Consider the following 18,686-nt stretch of genomic DNA (forward strand, 5'->3'; position numbering starts at 1 on the left):
CGAGTTGGAGCCGCCAAAGGGAAGTTTTGACGAAGGATTTGCAATAATGGCGACCGTCGAAAAGATGCCGATGCTGCAAATGGGCTATGACAAGCTCAATACGCAGCTCCGCGAATTGAAGGCCGAACGGCCTTTGATCGTGGACGCCATCGAGGAAGCTCGTGCCCACGGTGACTTGTCCGAAAATGCGGAATATCACGCGGCTAAGGAACGGCAGGGGCAGGTTGAAGCCACCATCGCCGATCTCGAGGACAAGCTGTCGCGCGCCCAGATCATCGATCCCAAATCACTGTCGGGTGACAAGGTCGTGTTTGGCGCGACCGTTACCTTGCTGGATGAGGATGAAAAGCCGGTTCGCTACCAGATTGTGGGGCAGGCGGAAGCCGACGCGAAGCTTGGCATGATCAGCTACAACAGCCCGCTGGGACGCGCCCTTATCAGCCGTCAGGTCGGGGAAGAAATTGAGGTGTCGGTTCCGGCAGGCGACAAATTCTACCTGATCGACAAGATCGAATTCATCTAAGCCGGTGAAACTGCCATCGGGCCGAATGACAAATGGGATCGCGGTGATCACTTTCGCCGCCTTCCTAATATTGTCTCTGACTGGCCAGGTGGACACCGCCGCCATCCTCGGTGGCTTTATTCCGGCCAGGATTGACGATCCTCAGCTTTTTGCAGGCGTAGTTGCTGTACCTGTGTGGCTGACGCCCCTCAGTTGCACGCTGATCCATGCGGGTTGGCTGCACATTGGTTTTAACCTGTTGATGCTGGTCTTTTGCGGGCGGCAGGTCGAGCAGGTGCTGCAAATGCGTGCGGTCCTGATCCTCTATATCGCCGGTGCCTATGGCGCGGCTTTATTGCAATGGGCGGCAGGACCCGCTTCGCCTAGCCCCATGGTTGGCGCAAGCGGCGCCATATCGGCCGTTCTCGCGACCTATGCTCTACTCTACGGCCAGCGTACGGTACGGCGGATCGGCCCGTTTTCCGCCAACTTTCTGCGCGTGATCTGGCTGGCCGCTGGCTGGATCATCCTTCAACTTATGATCGGCATCGCATCGTCGCGTGGCGGCTTTGGCGATCTTGGTCAAATCGCCATAGCCGCTCACATCGGAGGCTTCCTTGTAGGCTTGGTGCTGACCCGTCCCTTGCTGCTCTGGCGATTTCGCAAAGGACCACGGCCAATCGTGTGATGGTTCAGGCTGGCGGCAAATCCGGTTCCAGCAGGCGATGCAGGTGCACGATCACATAACGCATTTCGGCGTCATCAACGGTTCGCTGTGCCGCACCTCGCCATGCATTCTCAGCAGATGCATAGTCAGGAAAGACGCCGACCACATCAATTGAGTTCAAATCTTCAAATTCAAGCGTCTGCGGGTCCGTAACGCGTCCGCCCATAACGAGGTGGAGTTTGCTCATAATATAATCTGTCTCCCTTGGAAGGAGTGGTCACCTTAGCAACGGCTCCACTCCTGTCCAAGGCTTCGTCACGAAAGCTACCGCTTTCGAACGTTTCGGCGGTCAGCGTTTCGGTAATCGGGCTTTGAGCGCCTCGCTGACAGTGTCGATTTTGCTGGCGACGAGTGACACAAGGTCATCAGCCATGCGCGAGGCAGTTCCCGTGATATCTGCAGAAGCGGCAGCATCGCGAGCGGAAGCGGCGGTCTTGGCGGCGCTATCTTGCGCATTGTGCAGGACGTCAGTTGCACCGGCCTTGATATTCTCCGCGCCTTGGGCGGCGGCCGCGCTAGCTGCCATGGCCGCTTCCACGACGCGGCTCCCCGCAGTCATGGCAATAGCGGGAAGAGCCTTCATCGCCCGGCGGCTCTTGGGGAACAGCCAGGCTACGACGGCTCCAGCAGCCACTGCGCCAGCGACGGCGGCGACAGGGTGCTCCTGAACGATCTCATTGGCTCGAGCCGCAACCCGCTGAGTGCGATCGCGCATATCGCTATAGGCGCCACCCGCGCGTTCGCGGCCGGTCTGGATCAGCTCAGCGGCATTTTCCCGAGCCTTCTCTGTAGAATCCCGGAATTTGCCTGTGGCAGTTCCGGCAATGTCGTTCGCTGCGTCGCGCACGCGAGTGATCTGGGCATGAATATCAGCCATAGTCAGTCTCCGCTCTTTCCGGGTTACGGTTAGTAATCCGAACGTATGTCCGTTTGAAAAGTGCCGAAATCGGATTGCGGAAAAGATAGATCAGCAAAGCCGCCCCTGTCGCTCCAACGGCAATCGGCTGCTCTTGAACCTTGGTCGATACATAGGTGCGACCATTGGTGATCCCTCTTGCCGCCTTCTCTTTGAGGTCATGCTTCAGCCGTCCCGGCGCTATGCGATCCTTCGCTGCCGACAGACTGGACAGAAACCGAGCCTTCCGTTGCTCGGCATCAATCGCGGCCTGCCGATATTTTTCGGTTCCATTCATGCCTTGATGGCCCTCCGCATGCGCGAGATCCTGGCCTTTGCGAGTAACAGCAATATGGCAGCGATGAGCAACGCTGCGCCAAACACCGCCAGCGCCGACCAGCCTGCTCCCAGATGGGGGCTAAGCGCCATTACGAGCCCCACCAGAAATGCGATCAGGCCCGCGAAGCTGAGCATGACGCCAACAATTGCGAAAATCGCAGCATCTCGAACACCAGCACCAGCTATGCCGACGCGCAGCTTCTGCCGCTCTATCTCCGCATCGGCATAGGCTCGACCGTCCGTGTACAGCTTGGCGAACGTCGCGCGAACGCCGTCCTCCTGCTCATGCCCGGCTTCGGGGGGCTCTGCGATCAGACTAGGTTCGTCGGTCAAAAACCCCTCCGCCCCAGCTTCGGGGCTTTTGCGTGATTGATGGTACGTCGGGTTCAAGCCTTGTCGTCTGAACCCTTGGCCAACCGCATCAGGACGAAGCCGACCACCGCTGCCGCGCCGATTGCCACAGCTGGGCTTTTGCGCACGAAATCGCGCGCTTCGGTCATCAGTTGATCGACGTCCTTGCTGTCCAACGTGTCGGCGGCTCCGGCTACCGCTTCGGCCGCCTGCCGTGCATAGTCTCCATATTGCGGACCCAGCTTCGCATCGACAGTTCCGGCCGTGTCCGTGATCAGCTTGGCAAGGCTCTGCATCGCGGTGCCAGTCTTGTCCTTGGCAACGACCGCTGCGGACATGGCGGTCTTGGTTGCCTGATCTTTCAACGGGTCAATATGCGTCTTCCAATCGACGGTGTTGAACTTATCAGCTGCCGTCCGGGCGGCCTTTTCCGCCTGTGCCTTCAACGGTGCGATCTGTGCTGCCCAGCCATGCGAAGCAGCACCGTTGCCTGGTTTAGCGGTCGGTGCGGGCCGCGTCGCCGCCGTCTTGACCGGAGCGGGCGCGGTGGGTGTCGCTTCACGGGTCTCAATGGGCTTTCCCTTGGTGGGATTCGCCGGTGTAGCCTTCTTGGCGCGCTTGACGGGCGGGGTTTCCGGGGTGTCGGCCATCGTCCTATGTCTCCTCAGATTTTGTGGGGTCGCGATGCGGGCGAATGGATATCCGTCCTCAATGCTCGCGGCGGGCCACAGTTCCGTTGCCGTTACTAATTTGAGCATCGGCATTTTTCGAGTCCATGCAAGCCCTGCATTGCTAATCCTGAAGGCGCTGTCTAAGCGGGGCGCGATTTCAAGGCGCATTGCAGCATTCAGGGAGCGACCATGACCGCCATTCTCGATATCCACGCTCGTCAGATCCTCGATAGCCGGGGCAATCCCACTGTCGAAGTCGATGTCATGCTGGAAGATGGCAGCTTTGGTCGCGCGGCGGTTCCCTCCGGCGCTTCGACGGGCGCCTATGAGGCGGTCGAAAAGCGGGACGGCGACAAGAGCAAATATCTCGGCAAGGGCGTGCTGGCAGCGGTGGCGGCCGTCAATGATGAGATTGCCGAACAACTGATCGGCCTTGATGCGGAAGACCAGGCAGAGGTCGATGCGACGATGATCGCGCTCGACGGTACGGAAAATAAGGGGCGTCTGGGCGCGAACGCCATTCTGGGTGTCAGCTTGGCCACAGCGAAGGCCGCTGCCGATGCTCGGGGTCTGCCGCTCTATCGTTATGTCGGCGGCGTCTCGGCTCATGTCCTCCCGGTGCCGATGATGAACATCATCAACGGCGGCGAACATGCCGATAATCCGATCGACTTCCAGGAATTCATGATCATGCCCGTCGGCGCGGAAAGCATCGCCGATGCGGTTCGCATTGGTGCGGAGATCTTCTACACGCTCAAGAAGGGGCTTCATGACAAGGGGCTCGCCACTTCGGTCGGTGACGAAGGCGGCTTTGCACCCAACATCGCCTCCACGCGTGACGCGCTCGACTTCATCATGCTGTCCGTGGAAAAGGCAGGGTACAAGCCCGGCGATGACGTGGTGTTGGCGCTGGACTGCGCCGCAACGGAGTTCTTCAAGAACGGCAAATATGAAATCTCCGGCGAGGGTTTGTCGCTGAACCCGGTCGAAATGGCCGATTATCTGGCTGCGCTCTGTGCCGACTATCCGATTAAGTCGATCGAAGACGGCATGAGCGAGGATGATTTCGAAGGCTGGAAGGCGCTGACCGACAAGATCGGCGGCAAGGTGCAACTGGTTGGCGACGATTTGTTCGTTACCAATCCCAAGCGTCTGGAGATGGGGATTGGCAAGGGTCTTGCCAACTCGCTGCTGGTGAAGGTGAACCAGATCGGTTCGTTGACCGAGACGCTGGCGGCAGTCGATATGGCTCACCGCGCGCGCTACACTGCTGTCATGTCGCACCGCTCCGGCGAAACCGAGGACGCAACTATCGCTGACCTCGCGGTGGCTACCAATTGCGGTCAGATCAAGACAGGATCGCTGGCGCGGTCGGATCGGCTTGCCAAATATAATCAGTTGATCCGCATCGAAGAGGAACTGGGTGACGTCGCAGTCTACGCCGGCCGTTCCATCTTCCGCTAAATTCATTTCAACAACCGGCCGCAAGTTAACCAGTTTTTGCTTGCGGCCGGCTCCGGCCTGTGATTCAACTGTTCCATGGCGCACATCGCGAAGCTCCGCATGTTGTTATTTTCGGCGTTCGGGCCTGCTATTGCGGTTCTGCTGTTGCTGTTCTTTGCCGGATATGTCGTGCTTGGTTCGAACGGGGTTCTTGCGTGGGGGGATTATACTCGCCAGCTACACCGTTCGCAGGCCGAGCTTAAGTCGGTTGAAGCGCAACGGAATGAGCTTCGCAACCGCGTAGACCTGCTCAACCCGCGCCGCGTCGATCCCGATTTGAGCGACGAATTGATCCGTCGGCAACTCGGTGTGATCCACCACGACGAAGTAATCGTGCCGCTCAACTGAGCCACAACGTCGCATGGCGTTATTAGGCGGGCTGTGGCGTTGCAATCCGGGCTGGTCTGCCGCTATATCGGGCTTCCTTCCATCCATCACCAGGCAAAAGGATAAGAGCCTTGGCGAAACCAACGACGCCGCGTCCTTCGCGTGCAAAGGCAAAGGCACAAAGCCCTGCCAGCGCGGATCACAACCGGCCTCGCCCCGAAACTCCTTCGGATTACAAGGCCACGAAGGAAGAGTTGCTGGAATTCTATCGGCAGATGGTCCTCATCCGCCGCTTCGAGGAAAAGGCGGGCCAGCTTTACGGCCTCGGCCTGATCGGCGGCTTTTGTCACCTTTACATAGGCCAGGAAGCTGTAGCCGTCGGCATCCAATCCGCGCTCAAGCCTGGCAAAGACAGCGTTATCACCGGCTATCGCGACCACGGCCACATGCTCGCCTACGGGATTGATCCCAATGTCATCATGGCTGAACTGACGGGCCGTGAAGCTGGCATTTCGCGTGGGAAGGGCGGTTCGATGCACATGTTCAGCGTCGAGCATAAATTTTTCGGCGGACATGGCATCGTAGGCGCTCAGGTATCGCTGGGTGCGGGCCTGGGTTTCGCGCATAAATATAATGGTGACGGCGGTGTTTGCGTCGCCTATTTCGGCGACGGGGCTGCCAACCAGGGGCAGGTCTACGAGAGCTTCAACATGGCCGAGCTGTGGAAGCTGCCGATCATCTTCGTGATTGAGAATAACCAGTACGCCATGGGCACGAGCGTCAATCGCTCCTCGGCGGAAGATCAGCTTTATCGTCGCGGCGAAAGCTTCCGCATTCCCGGCATCCAGGTCAACGGTATGGATGTGCTCGCTGTGCGCGGTGCCACGGAAGAAGCTCTCAAATGGGTGCAGGGGGGTAACGGCCCGATCCTGCTGGAAATGAAGACCTATCGCTATCGCGGCCACTCCATGTCCGACCCCGCCAAATATCGCTCGCGCGAGGAAGTGCAGGCGATGCGGGACAAATCTGACCCGATCGAGGGCGCAAAGAAATATCTGACCGACGCCGGTGTGAGTGAAGACGAACTCAAGAAGATCGATCAGGACATTCGCAAGGTCGTGAGCGATGCGGCGGACTTCGCCGAAACCTCGCCCGAACCGGACATGTCCGAACTCTATACCGACGTGCTGGTGGAGCAATATTAATGGGTATCGAAATCAAGATGCCGGCGCTCTCTCCCACGATGGAGGAAGGCACGCTGGCCAAGTGGCTTGTGAAGGAAGGCGACGAAGTCCGTTCTGGCGACATTCTTGCCGAAATCGAAACGGACAAGGCGACCATGGAATTTGAAGCGGTCGATGAAGGAAAGATCGGCGCGATCGTCATTCCTGAAGGCACCGAAGGGGTGAAGGTGGGCACTGTCATCGCCACGATGGCGGGCGAGGGCGGTGAAATCGCTGCTCCCAAGGCTGATGCGAGTGCGCCCCCGGCAAAGTCCGAAGCTGCTCCCGAAGCACCCAAGAAGGCGGAGAGCGGTACAGCCAAACTCGCGTCGGAAGCGAAGGCCAGTGTTGCTGACCCCGCTCTTCCCGAAGGCACCGAATATGTGAAGACGACCGTCCGCGAAGCACTCCGCGACGCCATGGCCGAAGAAATGCGTGCCGATGAGCGCGTTTTCGTGATGGGCGAAGAAGTCGCCGAATATCAGGGCGCCTATAAGGTCACGCAGGGCCTTCTCGAAGAATTTGGCGACCGACGGGTTATCGATACCCCGATCACCGAATATGGTTTTGCAGGCATTGGTGCTGGCGCAGCGATGGGCGGTCTGCGTCCCGTGGTCGAGTTCATGACGTTCAACTTCGCCATGCAGGCGATCGACCACATCATCAACTCGGCGGCCAAGACCAATTATATGTCGGGCGGCCAGATGCGCTGTCCGATCGTGTTCCGTGGCCCCAATGGCGCCGCGAGCCGTGTAGGCGCCCAGCATAGCCAGAATTATGGTCCCTGGTATGCGGCTGTCCCTGGGCTGATCGTCATCGCTCCCTATGACGCTGCCGACGCCAAGGGCTTGTTGAAAGCAGCGATCCGGTCAGAAGATCCGGTAGTCTTCCTTGAAAATGAGCTTGTCTACGGCCGCAGCTTCGATGTGCCCAAGGTCGACGATTATGTTCTGCCGATCGGCAAGGCCCGCATCATGCGCGCTGGCAAGGACGTGACGTTGGTCAGCTACTCGATCGGCGTGGGCGTCGCGCTGGAAGCTGCCGAACAACTGGCGGCAGAAGGTGTCGATGCCGAAGTCATCGACCTGCGCACCCTACGTCCGCTCGATACGGCAACGGTGCTGGAAAGCCTGAAAAAGACCAACCGCATCGTCGTGGTCGAGGAAGGCTGGCCTGTCTGCTCCATCGCCTCCGAAATTGCGGCGGTCGTGATGGAACAGGGCTTCGACGACCTGGACGCCCCGGTACTACGCGTGACGAACGAAGACGTGCCGCTGCCCTACGCGGCGAACCTTGAAAAGGCCGCGCTCATCGACGCGGCTCGGGTGGTCGCTGCGGTTAAGAAGGTATGTTATCGATGAAGGGCGAGAGGAGCGGCGTCGAGCCGCTCCTCTCCTTTCTCCAGAAAATCGATCCCTTACGAATATTGATTAGGCCGATAGTCAGTCGCACATGATTGCCTAGATGCTCCCGGCTGAGATCAGCAGCACGCCGGTGATCGCTGCAAACGGTATCGTTGCAGCAGCCACAATCGGCAGCGCGTTACCTGCCTGGTTGTGATAAAGCCGCATTAAAATGAACAGCGCTCGCTTGATCCTGTCCCTCATATTATCTCCCACCCGTGCTCATCGGCCCACCCAACCGGGTTACGTGCTGCTTGAAATGATGAAGTTTCAATATCCGAGAACTGATTAAAATGCCGATAAACTCTAGCGGCCGGTATATGCTTCATGAATGACCAGGCGGAAGATCGGCCCTCGATATTAGCGACGTTACTTAGCTCCTATGCGGGGCGCGACAACCCGCGCCACCGCTTGCTATGGGCTTTGGACGCACGTCTTGGTCGTGTCGTGGCTACCACGACAGAAGCGATGATCGGTCAGTTGCGGCTTGCATGGTGGCAGGAAGCGTTGACCGATCCAGTGGGCATGAAGGGCAGGGGTGATCCGCTCGTCGATGCGTTACGCGCGGCTGGCGAAGCTCCACCGATGGGCCTGACAGCATGGCTTGATGGCTGGGAAGCGCTCATCGCCGACGATGATCTGGATGCTTATGCGATCGGAAGAGGGGGAGGGCTGTTCCAATCGCTCACGGGTGAAGCAGAAGTCCCGGATTGGCTGATCAAGGCAGGGGCCGCATGGGCGCTTTGGGATTTTTCAGGCCATGTCAGCAGCCCTAATCTCGCCGCCAAGGCGATCGATCTTGCCCGGCACAAGCTTTTTTCATGCGATCCGGTCTGGCCTGCATCATGGCGGCCAATGCGGATTGCCTATGGCTTGGCGCAAGGGGACATCAGGCGGGGTAAGGCCGCTCCTAACCGGTTGACTCCCGGCCTATATCTTCGGCTATTGCGCGTCGCGTTTAGTGCGCGTTGAGGGGGAATTTCGTGGGACGTATCATGGCTGGCGCCGGGGCTGCGCTGCTTCTTGTGGCGGCAGGGCTTTTCTGGTGGCAAGGGCGCGCGGCCAGCAGCGCTGCGCCGGAGGCCATAATCGCTCCACCGCCGCCGCCTGCGATAGACGCATTGCCAGAGGGAAATCCCGACGCCGTTGGCAAGGCACCTCCCTCACCCGGAGAGGCTAGTCCGCAAAGCCGCGAGCAAAAGCGCTTCGGCCGCTATGATCGGAACCGTGACGGCTTTATCACCCGGATCGAGATGCTGGGCAGCCGGGTCAAAGCGTTCAAGGCGCTCGACAAGGACAAGGACAACCTCCTTTCCTTCGAGGAATGGGCAGTCGCCACATCGGATCGGTTTGCCAGCGCTGACGCTAATGCGGACGGGAAGCTGACCCCTGCTGAATTTGCAACGACCGCGCCCAAGCGAACGGCGAAACCGAAATGCCGTTGCTGAACAAGAGGGCGCTCAGTTCATTTCAAACTGACTAAACCACTGCGCCAAGGAAGCGCGGGCGCGAGCAGTATAAGCCTCCTTGCGCTGTTTCTTCTTCACATCGTCCAGGGTCGGGAAAAGCCCGAAATTCACGTTCATCGGCTGATAGTCCGCCGTCGCGATATTGCCCGTGACGTGACCCAGCAATGCCCCAAGGGCCGTATCCCCAGGCGGCGGGGGCATGTGCTGGCCAAGCAGTTCGGCAACGGCGAAACGCCCGGCCAGCAGGCCTATGGCCGCACTTTCCACATATCCTTCGCACCCGGTCATCTGACCAGCGAAGCGGATGTGCGGCGCGTTTTTCAGGCGCAGGGTTGCGTCCAGCAGTTTGGGGCTCTGGATGAAGGTGTTGCGGTGTAGCCCGCCCAGTCGCGCAAACTCGGCCTTCTCTAGGCCGGGAATGGTGCGGAACAGGTCAACCTGCGCACCATGCTTGAGCTTTGTCTGGAACCCAACCATGTTCCACAGCGTGCCCGACGCATTGTCCTGCCTCAGTTGGACGACGGCATAGGGCCAGCGGCCGGTGCGCGGATCGTCTAGCCCCATTGGCTTCATCGGGCCGTGCCGCAACGTTTCGGGGCCTCGGGACGCCATCACCTCGATCGGCATGCAGCCTTCGAAATAAGGCGTGTTCGTTTCCCACTCTTTGAATTCGGTCTTCTCGCCGTCGATCAGTCCCTGCACAAATGCCTGATATTCGTCCTTCGTCATCGGGCAGTTGATATAATCCTTGCCCTCGCCACCGCCGGGGCCGATTTTGTCCCAGCGATTGGCCATCCAGCATTTGTCCATGTCGATGCTGTCGAAATGCACGACGGGCGCGATGGCGTCGAAAAAGGCGAGGTGATCCATGCCCGCCGCGACACCGATGCTCTCCGCGAGCGCTGGTGCGGTCAGCGGCCCGGTGGCGACGATGGTCATCCCTCCGCGCGGCAACTGATCGATGCGCTCCCGCACGATCTCGACATTGGGATGATCGGACAGGGCGCGGGTGACGCCATCGGAAAACACATTCCGGTCGACGGCCAGAGCCGATCCGGCGGGGACCTTTGCGGGTTCGGCCTGCGCCATGATGAGTGAGTCCAGCCGCCGCATTTCCTGATGCAGCAGGCCAACGGCGTTTTTGTCCGCATCGTCCGACCGGAAACTGTTGGAGCAGACGAGTTCGGCAAGGCCGTCAGTCTGGTGCGCCGGGGTCATGTCGCCACCACCCCGCATTTCCGACAGGCGCACCTTCACACCAGCCTGCGCCAGTTGCCAAGCCGCTTCCGACCCGGCGAGTCCGCCGCCGATAATATGCACCTGGTAATCTCTGACTTCGTCCATTTGTCCGTCCATGCGTTGGTGGCTGGCGTTTAGGTCAATTGGCGGCAAAAGGAGAGCGCAAAATGATCGACCATATCGGCATCGCCGTGAGTGACGCGGGACGGTCGCGCGACTTTTACGACGAACTGCTTGGCGCGATTGGGCTGCGGCGTTTGGTGACCATCCCGGCGGCGGATAATGAGCGCGGCGGTGAGACGCACGGCTATGGCCGGGACGACGACGCCTTCTTCTGGATCGGCGACAATGAAAGGGTGCGTGAGGGCATCCATGTCGCCTTTCGCGTTGAAAACCGCGCGCAGGTTCATGCCTTTCACGCAGCGGGCCTGCGTGCCGGTGGGCGGGACCATGGCGCGCCGGGCCTCAGGCCGCATTACGGGCTAAACTACTATGCTGCCTTCATCCTGGACCCGGATGGCATCAACGTGGAAGCCGTTTGTCACGCGGAGGTCGATTTGAGCGCCGCCGAGCATAAATCTTAAACCTGTCGCAGGCAGCGCTCGCGGCGGCGAGCCGCTGCCTGCATTCTATCGATCAGCCCGCTGCAACACTGTTCGCGGCGGACAGCACGGCCTGAACCGAGGCAGTCGCGATGTCCGTATCGGTGCCGATGCCGAAGACCGTGCGGCCGTCGGGCGTGCGGCATTCGACATAGGCAGCAGCGGCGACGTCCGTCCCAGCCCCGATCGCATGTTCGCTATAGTCGGCGACCTCCAGATCGACGCCGAGGTCATCGCGCAGCGCGGCCAGTACCGAGGAGATGAGGCCGTTGCCGCGCCCGGAAATGGAGCGTTCGCCGCCCTTGTGCGCGATCTTGCCGGTGAAGATGCGGTCGCCCGCATGGCCGGTCTCATTATAGTCGATCAGCGTGTAGGGCTGGTCGCCGGAGAGGCGGTAATGATCCTCGAAGGCGGTCCAGATGTCGGCGGCGTTCAGTTCGCGGCTCGACTGGTCGGCCAGCGCCTGCACAACCTTGGAGAAGTCGGCCTGCATCCGCTTGGGCAGCTTCAGCCCCTTGTCCTGCTGGAGCACCCAGGCGACGCCACCCTTGCCGGACTGCGAGTTGACGCGGATCACGGCTTCATAGTCGCGGCCCAGATCCTTGGGATCGATCGGCAGATAGGGCACGTCCCAAATCTGGTCGTTGCGGGTTTCCTGAACGGCGAAACCCTTTTTGATCGCGTCCTGATGCGATCCGGAAAAGGCGGTGAACACCAACTCGCCCGCATAGGGATGACGCGGGTGGACGGGCAGCTGATTGCAATATTCGACGGTCTGGATGACTTCGTCGATGTCGGAGAAATCCAGCCCCGGATTGACGCCCTGCGTGTACATGTTGAGCGCGACGGTCACGAGGTCGCAGTTGCCGGTCCGCTCGCCATTGCCGAACAGACAGCCTTCGACACGATCCGCGCCCGCCATCAGGCCCAGTTCGGCCGCAGCGACGCCGGTGCCGCGGTCATTATGGGTGTGCAGCGAAATGACGACGCTGTCGCGGCGTGAAATGTTGCGGCACATCCATTCGATCTGGTCGGCATAGATGTTGGGCGTCGCGGCCTCGACCGTGGCGGGCAGGTTCAGGATCAGCGGGCGTTCCGCCGTGGGCTGGAGAATTTCCATCACGGCTTCACAGCATTCCAGGCTGAAATCCAGTTCGGCGGTGGAGAAGGTTTCCGGCGAATATTCGAAATGCCAGTCGGTGTTCGGCTGCTTCGCTGCATTGTCGCGCAGCAGCTTGGCCGCGTTGATCGCGATATCCTTAATCTGCGGCCGGTCCATCTGGAACACGATGTTACGCCAGGCGGGTGACACGGCGTTATAGACATGGACGATGGCCTGCTTCGCACCGCGCAGGGATTCGAAGGTCGTGGCGATCAGGTCATCGCGGGCCTGCGTCAGCACCTGCGGGAACACGTCATCGGGGATCGCGCCGTCACGGACCAGGCCGGAGATGAAGTCGAACTCGGTCGCGCCCGCCGAGGGAAAGCCGACCTCGATCTCCTTGACGCCGACCCGGACCAGCAAGTCGAAGAAGCGGCGCTTCTTTTCCGCGTTCATCGGGTCGATCAGCGACTGATTGCCGTCGCGCATGTCGGTCGAGAGCCAGCGCGGCGGCGAGGTGATGACGGCGCTCGGCCATTGGCGGTTGGGCAGGTCCACTTGCGGGAAGGGACGGTATTTCTGCGAAGGGTCGGTCAGCATCATGGGAAGCTACTTCTTTGCAAACGGGCGGCCCCTATTTGAAACAAAGGCGCGGCCTGCCCGGTGGAACGACTATCTGCTTGGATATGCCCTTAGGCGGATTGCTGCGTCATTCAAGCGAAGAGCAGCAGAAAAGCCACGCCTAAGGGCGTGTAAGTCGTAGCAGGGGAAGAAGCGCGCGCTGCATGATGTACCTGCCTTAACCGTTTTCGTGGCTCCGCGTCCAGCTTTTGTTGTGGAAGGCGTTTGGAAGAAGGTTCATTTACCTCGCCATCCCAATGATCCATCCCATCGCGAGGCCCTCATGTCCCTGACCAACCTGCTTATACCGACCTACAGCCAGATGCTGAAAGCTCTCTCTGGCTGGCTCGACAAGGCTGAAGGGCAAATGGGGGGCGATGCGGCCAACGCGCTTCTGTCCGCGCGACTTGCTCCCGATATGTTTCCGCTGTCCACCCAGATCCGGTTCGCTTGTGTGCAGGCTTGGGAAGGCGTGTTTCGGCTAAAGGGAGAGGAGTTTCCCATATCGATTCAGGCTCTTCTGGACGAGGGCCGGAACGCGGAGGAAAATCCCGGCTCGATTGCTAGCGCAAAGGCCAGAATTGAAGAAACGCTCGCCCTGTTGGACGATCTCGCTCCCGATGCGCTTGATACCGACCCGCAAAGCCCGATCGAGCATGCATTGCCGATGGGCATCATTTTCGACTTCACGGCCGAGCAATATGCTCGCGACTGGACGTTGCCCCAATTCTACTTCCACGTCATGACCGCCTATGCGATCTTGCGCAACCAGGGGGTGGAGTTGGGCAAGGCGGATTATATCGCGCATATGTTCCCATATATACGGCCGGGAACAATGCCGACCGGCTAAAGCCCATAGTCACGCGGGGCGGCTACGCCGGTCCCAAGTCGGATAGGATTTATTCCGGGAACGGTCCGGGTGATGACGGCTCATCACCCGGACCTGACAGCTTACTTCTGAAAAGCGGCGACGATCTTCAGTTCCACATTATCGCCGACCATCGGGACGCCGTAACCCATATTGAAGTCGCTCCGCTTGACCGTTGTGGTCGCGACAAACCCTATATTTTCCTTGCCGCCTGCCATGGCCGGAGCCTTGCCCGCGCCGTAGAAGTCAGCATCGAGCGTCACCGGCTTGGTGACACCCTTGATCGTAAGATTTCCGGTGATTTCTGCGCTGGTCGCGCCATCGGGCTTCACGCTCGTGGAGACAAATGTCGCCTTTGGAAATTTGGCGGCATCGAAAAAGTCTGCCTTCATCAGATGTTCGTCCAGCGCGGTGATGCCGGTGCGGACATTGGCGATGGGGACTTCGATGGAGACCTTTGCAGCGGCCACATTTTTGGGGTCCAGCGTCAATGTGCCGACCGGGCCAGAGACGATGCCGAAATTGTTGGAGAATCCCATATGGTCATAGGCGAAGGCCACCTGGGTGTGACCCGGATCAACCTGATAAGTGCCGCCGGTTACGCGGGCCGGGTCCTTTGCGCCGGGCGCGGCGGGCATCTGCTGGGCGATGACGGCGCCGCCGGTCAGGGCCGCAAGGGCCGCAGCGGAAATCAGGAATTTACGCATGGATGGGTTCTCCAGAAGCAGTCAAGGGACGCGCTACCATAGCGGCGTCCCTTGATTGTTCCAGAGGCGTAACCGGAAACGGAGAGTTACCGGATTGAAATTCCGGGCTGCGCGCCTGTTCCGTCATCCCAGCGCAAGCTGGGATCTCAGCAGAAGGTGCGCAACGAGGCCCGAGACCCCAGCTTGCGCTGGGGTGCCGAAGCTGGAACCTTAGTTCTTTTCCTTGTCCACCAGCTTGTTTGCGCCGATCCAGGGCATCATCGCGCGCAGCTTGGCGCCGGTTTCCTCGATCGGGTGGCGCTGGGCAGCGAGGCGGCTGGCCTTGAGTTCGGGCTGACCGGCGCGATTGTCGAGCACGAAGTCCTTGACGAAGCGGCCCGACTGAATGTCGGCCAGGACGCGCTTCATTTCCTTCTTCGTTTCTTCGGTGATGATGCGCGGGCCGGTCTTGATATCGCCATATTCGGCGGTGTTCGAGATCGAATAGCGCATGTTGGCGATGCCGCCTTCATACATCAGGTCGACGATCAGCTTCAGTTCGTGGAGGCATTCGAAATAGGCCATTTCCGGGGCGTAACCAGCTTCGACCAGCGTTTCGAAACCCGCCTGGACCAGCGCGGTCGCGCCGCCGCACAGCACGGCCTGCTCGCCGAACAGGTCGGTTTCGCATTCCTCGCGGAAGTTGGTTTCGATGATGCCCGAACGGCCGCCGCCGACGCCGCTGGCGTAGGACAGGGCGATGTCATGGGCGTTGCCGGTCGCGTCCTGCGCGATGGCGATCAGGCAGGGCACGCCGCCGCCGCGCTGATATTCGCTGCGGACGGTGTGGCCGGGACCCTTGGGCGCGATCATGATCACGTCCACGTCCTTGCGCGGTTCGATCAGGCCGAAATGCACATTGAGGCCGTGCGCGAAGGCAAGCGCCGCGCCGGGCTTCAGGTTCGAGTGAATGTCGTCGGCATAGATGGCGGCCTGATGCTCGTCGGGGGCGAGGATCATGAGGACGTCGGCCCATGCGGCGGCTTCCGCGTTCGGCAGGACCTTAAAGCCTGCGCCTTCTGCCTTCTTGGCGCTCGCCGAGCCGGGGCGCAGCGCAATGGCGACTTCGGCAACGCCGCTGTCGCGCAGGTTCTGAGCGTGAGCGTGACCCTGCGAGCCGTAGCCGAGGATGGCAACCTTCTTGCCCTTGATGAGGCCGATGTCGGCGTCGCGATCGTAATAAACCTTCATGTTTCCAATTCCCTCAACCGTGCCATTGTCCTCGCCCCGGCACGGGGAGAGGATACGAAATCTCGGCTCGGCGAAGCCGGGCCTAGATGAAGTTGGAGAGGGGCTTTTCGCCACAGTGAGGGCGCTGCCCCCTCTCCAGCTGCGACTAGGCGGCAAAGCCGCCAAGTCTCGCTTCCTCTCCCCTGAAGGAGAGAGGATATTCAGTTCAGTTCGGCTCCTTGCCGCGGATCAGGCCGACGACGCCGGTGCGGCCGACTTCGACCAGGCCGATCTGGCGCATGAGGCCGACGAAATTGTCGATCTTGTCAGTCGTGCCGGTGATCTCGAAGATGAAGCTTTCGATCGTCGTGTCCACCACCTTGGCTCGGAACACGTCGGCAAGGCGCAGCGCCTCGATCCGGTCTTCGCCGGTGCCGGTGACCTTCACCAGCGCCAGTTCACGCTCGACGAAGGGGCCGTTGGCGGTCAGGTCCGTCACCTTGTGCACCGGCACCAACCGATCCAGCTGGGCGATAATCTGGTCGATCACCTTGGGTGGGCCATTGGTGACGATGGTGATGCGGCTGATCGCATGATCATGCGTGATGTCCGCCACCGTCAAGCTGTCGATATTATATCCGCGCGCGGTGAAAAGCCCCGCGATGCGAGCAAGGATACCCGCCTCGTTGGTGACCGTCAGCGACAGGACGTGCCGCTCGCTATATTCTTCCTGAATGTGCATCAGATGCTTGTCCCGTTGTCCGGTTCTTTTTCGCGCTCATGGCGCTCGGAAATCATGCCCGTAAAGGCGTAGTGCCAGCTGCCATCGTCGCGATGAGCCATGCGAACCGGAAATCCGGCAATCGCATCGAACATGCGGCTCAGATGTTCGCCCACATAGCGCGGGCTGATCAGCAGGCGGCCTATCCGGCGTTCGTGAAAATCGAAGCCCTCATCCAGGTGAACTTCCCAATCTTCATTCTCCGGATCGCTATGATCCACGGTCCAGCCTTTCAGCTCGGCCGTGCCGCTTATCCGTTCGAAGTCAAAGGGTTCGCTCACATGGATGCGGAGCTTCAGATGCCCAGTCACGCCATAACCCTCACACCAAAGCCTTTGCCTCGTCCGACATGATACCAGCGACCTGGCTGGGGTCGAGCAGCATGTCGGTATGCGCCGCGCCCGACGGGATCATCGGGAAGCAGTTGGAAAGCTTCGCCACGCGGCAGTCCACGATGACAGGGCCGGGTGTGTCGATCATCTGACGAATGCCTGCCGCCAGCTCCTGCGGCTCTTCGATGCGGATGCCGGTCCAACCATAAGCTTCGGCCAGCTTCACGAAGTCCGGCAGGCTGTCCGAATAGCTGTTGGAATAACGGCTTTCATAGGTCAGTTCCTGCCACTGGCGAACCATGCCCATATATTCGTTATTGAGGATCAGCACCTTGACGGGCAGCCGATATTGGCTCGCGGTTCCCATCTCCTGAATGTTCATCTGGATCGAGGCATCACCCGCGACGCAGACGACCAGGCTGTCGGGATTGCCGACCTGCGCGCCGATCGCGGCAGGGAAGCCATAGCCCATGGTGCCGAGACCGCCTGAGGTCAGCCACTTGTTCGGTTCTTCAAAACCGAAATGCTGCGCAGCCCACATCTGGTGCTGGCCGACTTCGGTGGTGATGATGACGTCATCGGCCGACTTGGAAGCCCGGTAGAGCTCCGCGATCGCCTCCTGCGGCATGATCTCTTCGCGGCTCTCCGGATAGGCCAGGCTGTTGCGCGCGCGCCAGCCTTCGATCCTGGCCCACCACTCGCTGAGGTCCACAGCCTTGTGACCATGGGTTTTCCACGCAGCGATCATGTCCGTCAGCGCGTTGCCGACGTCAGCAATAACCGGAAGATCGATCTCGACCGTCTTGTTGATCGAGCTGCGGTCGATGTCGATGTGGATCTTCTTGCTGTTCGGCGAAAAGGCATCGAGACGGCCGGTGACGCGATCGTCAAATCGCGCACCGATGCAGACGATCAGGTCCGCCTTGTTCATCGCCCAATTGGCTTCATAAGTGCCGTGCATGCCCAGCATGCCCAGCCATTGCGGCGAGGAAGCGGGGAAGGCGCCGAGACCCATCAAGGTCGAGGTAACAGGTGCACCAGTCAGCTCCGCCAGCTCACGCAGCAGGATCGATGCCTTGGGACCCGAATTGATGACCCCGCCGCCAGTGTAGAAGACCGGCCGTTCTGCCTTGGCCAGCATTTCGACGGCCTGAGCGATTGCAGACGCATCCGCCTTGGTTTGCGGCTTGTAACTGGCATGCTCAAAGCCAAGCGGACGGGAATAGGGCGCGGTGGCGACCTGCACGTCCTTGGGAATATCGACGACAACCGGGCCGGGGCGGCCCGTGGTGGCGATATGAAAGGCTTCGTGGATGACGCTCGCCAGCTTGGCGGGCTTCTTCACCAGATAATTATGCTTTGAACAATGGCGCGTGATGCCGACCGTGTCAGCTTCCTGGAAGGCGTCAGTGCCTATCAGCGGCGTGCCGACCTGCCCGGTGATGACGACCATCGGGATGGAATCCATCAGCGCATCGGTGATGCCGGTGACCGCATTGGTCGCGCCGGGGCCGGAGGTGACGAGAACGACGCCGGGCTTACCGGTCGAACGTGCATAGCCCTCCGCCATATGGGTCGCGCCCTGTTCGTGGCGGACAAGGACGTGGCGGATCTTCGGATGATCGAAAAGTGCGTCATAAATGGGTAGCACCGCGCCGCCCGGATAACCGAACACGACCTCGACCCCCAGGTCGATCAGGCACTCAACCAAAATGTCCGCGCCGCTCTTTTCGGCCACGATGAAATCCTTCCACTGGATGCAGGTTGCGCCCTCTGCTCCAGATAAGGCGCGAAGGCAAGGTGGGTGCCTCTATT

23 protein-coding genes are annotated in these 18,686 nt (G+C 60.2%); 10 read left to right on the forward strand and 13 right to left on the reverse strand.

Annotated elements, in window-relative coordinates; genetic code table 11:
• Positions 1-46: 46 nt before the first annotated feature.
• Positions 47-523, forward strand: a complete 477-nt coding sequence (greA, locus tag ACYU81_RS13075) for a transcription elongation factor GreA (RefSeq protein WP_449472156.1) — start codon at positions 47-49, stop codon at positions 521-523.
• 25 nt (positions 524-548) lie between these two features.
• The gene (locus tag ACYU81_RS13080; RefSeq protein WP_460987968.1) at positions 549-1,190 is read left to right on the forward strand and encodes a rhomboid family intramembrane serine protease; all 642 of its coding nucleotides are present in this window, start codon (positions 549-551) and stop codon (positions 1,188-1,190) included.
• A gap of 4 nt (positions 1,191-1,194) precedes the next feature.
• On the opposite strand, the gene ACYU81_RS13085 is transcribed toward ACYU81_RS13080, so the two are convergent.
• The 5 genes from ACYU81_RS13085 to ACYU81_RS13105 form a co-directional block, all read right to left on the reverse strand.
• Positions 1,195-1,416 (reverse strand): DUF4170 domain-containing protein, encoded by a 222-nt coding sequence (locus ACYU81_RS13085; protein WP_196226255.1) that lies wholly within the window; start codon positions 1,414-1,416, stop codon positions 1,195-1,197.
• Between the two features lie 102 nt (positions 1,417-1,518).
• Complete coding sequence (locus tag ACYU81_RS13090) at positions 1,519-2,106, reverse strand: hypothetical protein (RefSeq protein WP_460987969.1); 588 nt, start codon at positions 2,104-2,106, stop codon at positions 1,519-1,521.
• Positions 2,099-2,422, reverse strand: a complete 324-nt coding sequence (locus ACYU81_RS13095; protein WP_460987970.1) for a hypothetical protein — start codon at positions 2,420-2,422, stop codon at positions 2,099-2,101. Before ACYU81_RS13095 ends, ACYU81_RS13090 begins: the two co-directional genes overlap by 8 nt.
• Positions 2,419-2,796, reverse strand: a complete 378-nt coding sequence (locus ACYU81_RS13100) for a phage holin family protein (RefSeq protein ID WP_460987971.1) — start codon at positions 2,794-2,796, stop codon at positions 2,419-2,421. Before ACYU81_RS13100 ends, ACYU81_RS13095 begins: the two co-directional genes overlap by 4 nt.
• A 53-nt stretch (positions 2,797-2,849) precedes the next feature.
• Positions 2,850-3,464, reverse strand: a complete 615-nt coding sequence (locus ACYU81_RS13105) for a hypothetical protein (protein ID WP_460987972.1) — start codon at positions 3,462-3,464, stop codon at positions 2,850-2,852.
• 210 nt (positions 3,465-3,674) lie between these two features.
• Here ACYU81_RS13105 and eno point away from each other — a divergent pair, with 210 nt between their 5' ends.
• The 4 genes from eno (at position 3,675) to ACYU81_RS13125 (ending at position 7,899) form a co-directional block, all read left to right on the forward strand.
• Positions 3,675-4,949, forward strand: coding sequence for a phosphopyruvate hydratase (gene eno / locus ACYU81_RS13110; protein ID WP_460987974.1), 1,275 nt, complete (start codon positions 3,675-3,677; stop codon positions 4,947-4,949).
• Positions 4,950-5,024: 75 nt separating this feature from the next.
• A complete protein-coding gene (locus tag ACYU81_RS13115) occupies positions 5,025-5,336 on the forward strand; it encodes an FtsB family cell division protein (protein WP_196226249.1) in 312 nt (103 codons plus the stop codon).
• 110 nt (positions 5,337-5,446) lie between these two features.
• Positions 5,447-6,520 carry a pyruvate dehydrogenase (acetyl-transferring) E1 component subunit alpha gene (gene pdhA, locus ACYU81_RS13120; RefSeq protein ID WP_460987975.1) on the forward strand — a complete coding sequence of 358 codons (1,074 nt, stop codon included), beginning with the start codon at positions 5,447-5,449 and terminating at the stop codon, positions 6,518-6,520.
• Entirely contained in the window at positions 6,520-7,899 is a 1,380-nt protein-coding gene (locus ACYU81_RS13125) for a pyruvate dehydrogenase complex E1 component subunit beta (RefSeq protein ID WP_460987976.1), read from the forward strand. Before pdhA ends, ACYU81_RS13125 begins: the two co-directional genes overlap by 1 nt.
• Positions 7,900-7,998: 99 nt before the next feature.
• On the opposite strand, the gene ACYU81_RS13130 is transcribed toward ACYU81_RS13125, so the two are convergent.
• On the reverse strand, positions 7,999-8,145 hold the full coding sequence (locus ACYU81_RS13130) for a hypothetical protein (protein ID WP_460987977.1): 147 nt from the start codon (positions 8,143-8,145) through the stop codon (positions 7,999-8,001).
• 243 nt (positions 8,146-8,388) lie between these two features.
• Here ACYU81_RS13130 and ACYU81_RS13135 point away from each other — a divergent pair, with 243 nt between their 5' ends.
• Both ACYU81_RS13135 and ACYU81_RS13140 read left to right on the forward strand, forming a co-directional pair.
• Positions 8,389-8,913 (forward strand): hypothetical protein, encoded by a 525-nt coding sequence (locus ACYU81_RS13135; protein ID WP_460987978.1) that lies wholly within the window; start codon positions 8,389-8,391, stop codon positions 8,911-8,913.
• An 11-nt stretch (positions 8,914-8,924) separates the two neighbouring features.
• Positions 8,925-9,389 (forward strand): EF-hand domain-containing protein, encoded by a 465-nt coding sequence (locus ACYU81_RS13140; protein WP_449472174.1) that lies wholly within the window; start codon positions 8,925-8,927, stop codon positions 9,387-9,389.
• A gap of 12 nt (positions 9,390-9,401) precedes the next feature.
• Here ACYU81_RS13140 and trmFO read toward each other — a convergent pair whose 3' ends face one another.
• Complete coding sequence (gene trmFO, locus ACYU81_RS13145; RefSeq protein ID WP_460987979.1) at positions 9,402-10,754, reverse strand: methylenetetrahydrofolate--tRNA-(uracil(54)-C(5))-methyltransferase (FADH(2)-oxidizing) TrmFO; 1,353 nt, start codon at positions 10,752-10,754, stop codon at positions 9,402-9,404.
• A 62-nt stretch (positions 10,755-10,816) separates the two neighbouring features.
• On the opposite strand from trmFO, the gene ACYU81_RS13150 reads away from it, so the two are divergent.
• A complete protein-coding gene (locus ACYU81_RS13150) occupies positions 10,817-11,233 on the forward strand; it encodes a VOC family protein (protein WP_460987980.1) in 417 nt (138 codons plus the stop codon).
• 52 nt (positions 11,234-11,285) lie between these two features.
• Here ACYU81_RS13150 and leuA read toward each other — a convergent pair whose 3' ends face one another.
• Entirely contained in the window at positions 11,286-12,956 is a 1,671-nt protein-coding gene (leuA, locus tag ACYU81_RS13155; RefSeq protein ID WP_460987981.1) for a 2-isopropylmalate synthase, read from the reverse strand.
• A gap of 301 nt (positions 12,957-13,257) precedes the next feature.
• On the opposite strand from leuA, the gene ACYU81_RS13160 reads away from it, so the two are divergent.
• Complete coding sequence (locus ACYU81_RS13160) at positions 13,258-13,824, forward strand: DUF1993 domain-containing protein (protein ID WP_460987982.1); 567 nt, start codon at positions 13,258-13,260, stop codon at positions 13,822-13,824.
• Between the two features lie 101 nt (positions 13,825-13,925).
• Here the strand turns inward: ACYU81_RS13160 and ACYU81_RS13165 are convergent, their stop codons facing one another.
• The 5 genes from ACYU81_RS13165 to ACYU81_RS13185 form a co-directional block, all read right to left on the reverse strand.
• The gene (locus ACYU81_RS13165; protein ID WP_460987983.1) at positions 13,926-14,549 is read right to left on the reverse strand and encodes a YceI family protein; all 624 of its coding nucleotides are present in this window, start codon (positions 14,547-14,549) and stop codon (positions 13,926-13,928) included.
• 210 nt (positions 14,550-14,759) lie between these two features.
• Positions 14,760-15,779 (reverse strand): ketol-acid reductoisomerase, encoded by a 1,020-nt coding sequence (gene ilvC / locus ACYU81_RS13170; protein ID WP_460987984.1) that lies wholly within the window; start codon positions 15,777-15,779, stop codon positions 14,760-14,762.
• Positions 15,780-15,984: 205 nt separating this feature from the next.
• On the reverse strand, positions 15,985-16,500 hold the full coding sequence (gene ilvN, locus ACYU81_RS13175) for an acetolactate synthase small subunit (protein WP_449472186.1): 516 nt from the start codon (positions 16,498-16,500) through the stop codon (positions 15,985-15,987).
• On the reverse strand, positions 16,500-16,850 hold the full coding sequence (locus ACYU81_RS13180) for a hypothetical protein (protein ID WP_460987985.1): 351 nt from the start codon (positions 16,848-16,850) through the stop codon (positions 16,500-16,502). The genes ilvN and ACYU81_RS13180 overlap by 1 nt, the downstream gene beginning before the upstream one ends.
• A gap of 10 nt (positions 16,851-16,860) precedes the next feature.
• Positions 16,861-18,609 carry an acetolactate synthase 3 large subunit gene (locus ACYU81_RS13185; protein ID WP_460987986.1) on the reverse strand — a complete coding sequence of 583 codons (1,749 nt, stop codon included), beginning with the start codon at positions 18,607-18,609 and terminating at the stop codon, positions 16,861-16,863.
• Between the last annotated feature and the right edge of the window lie 77 nt (positions 18,610-18,686).

The organism is Sphingobium sp. TomTYG75 (assembly GCF_054771635.1).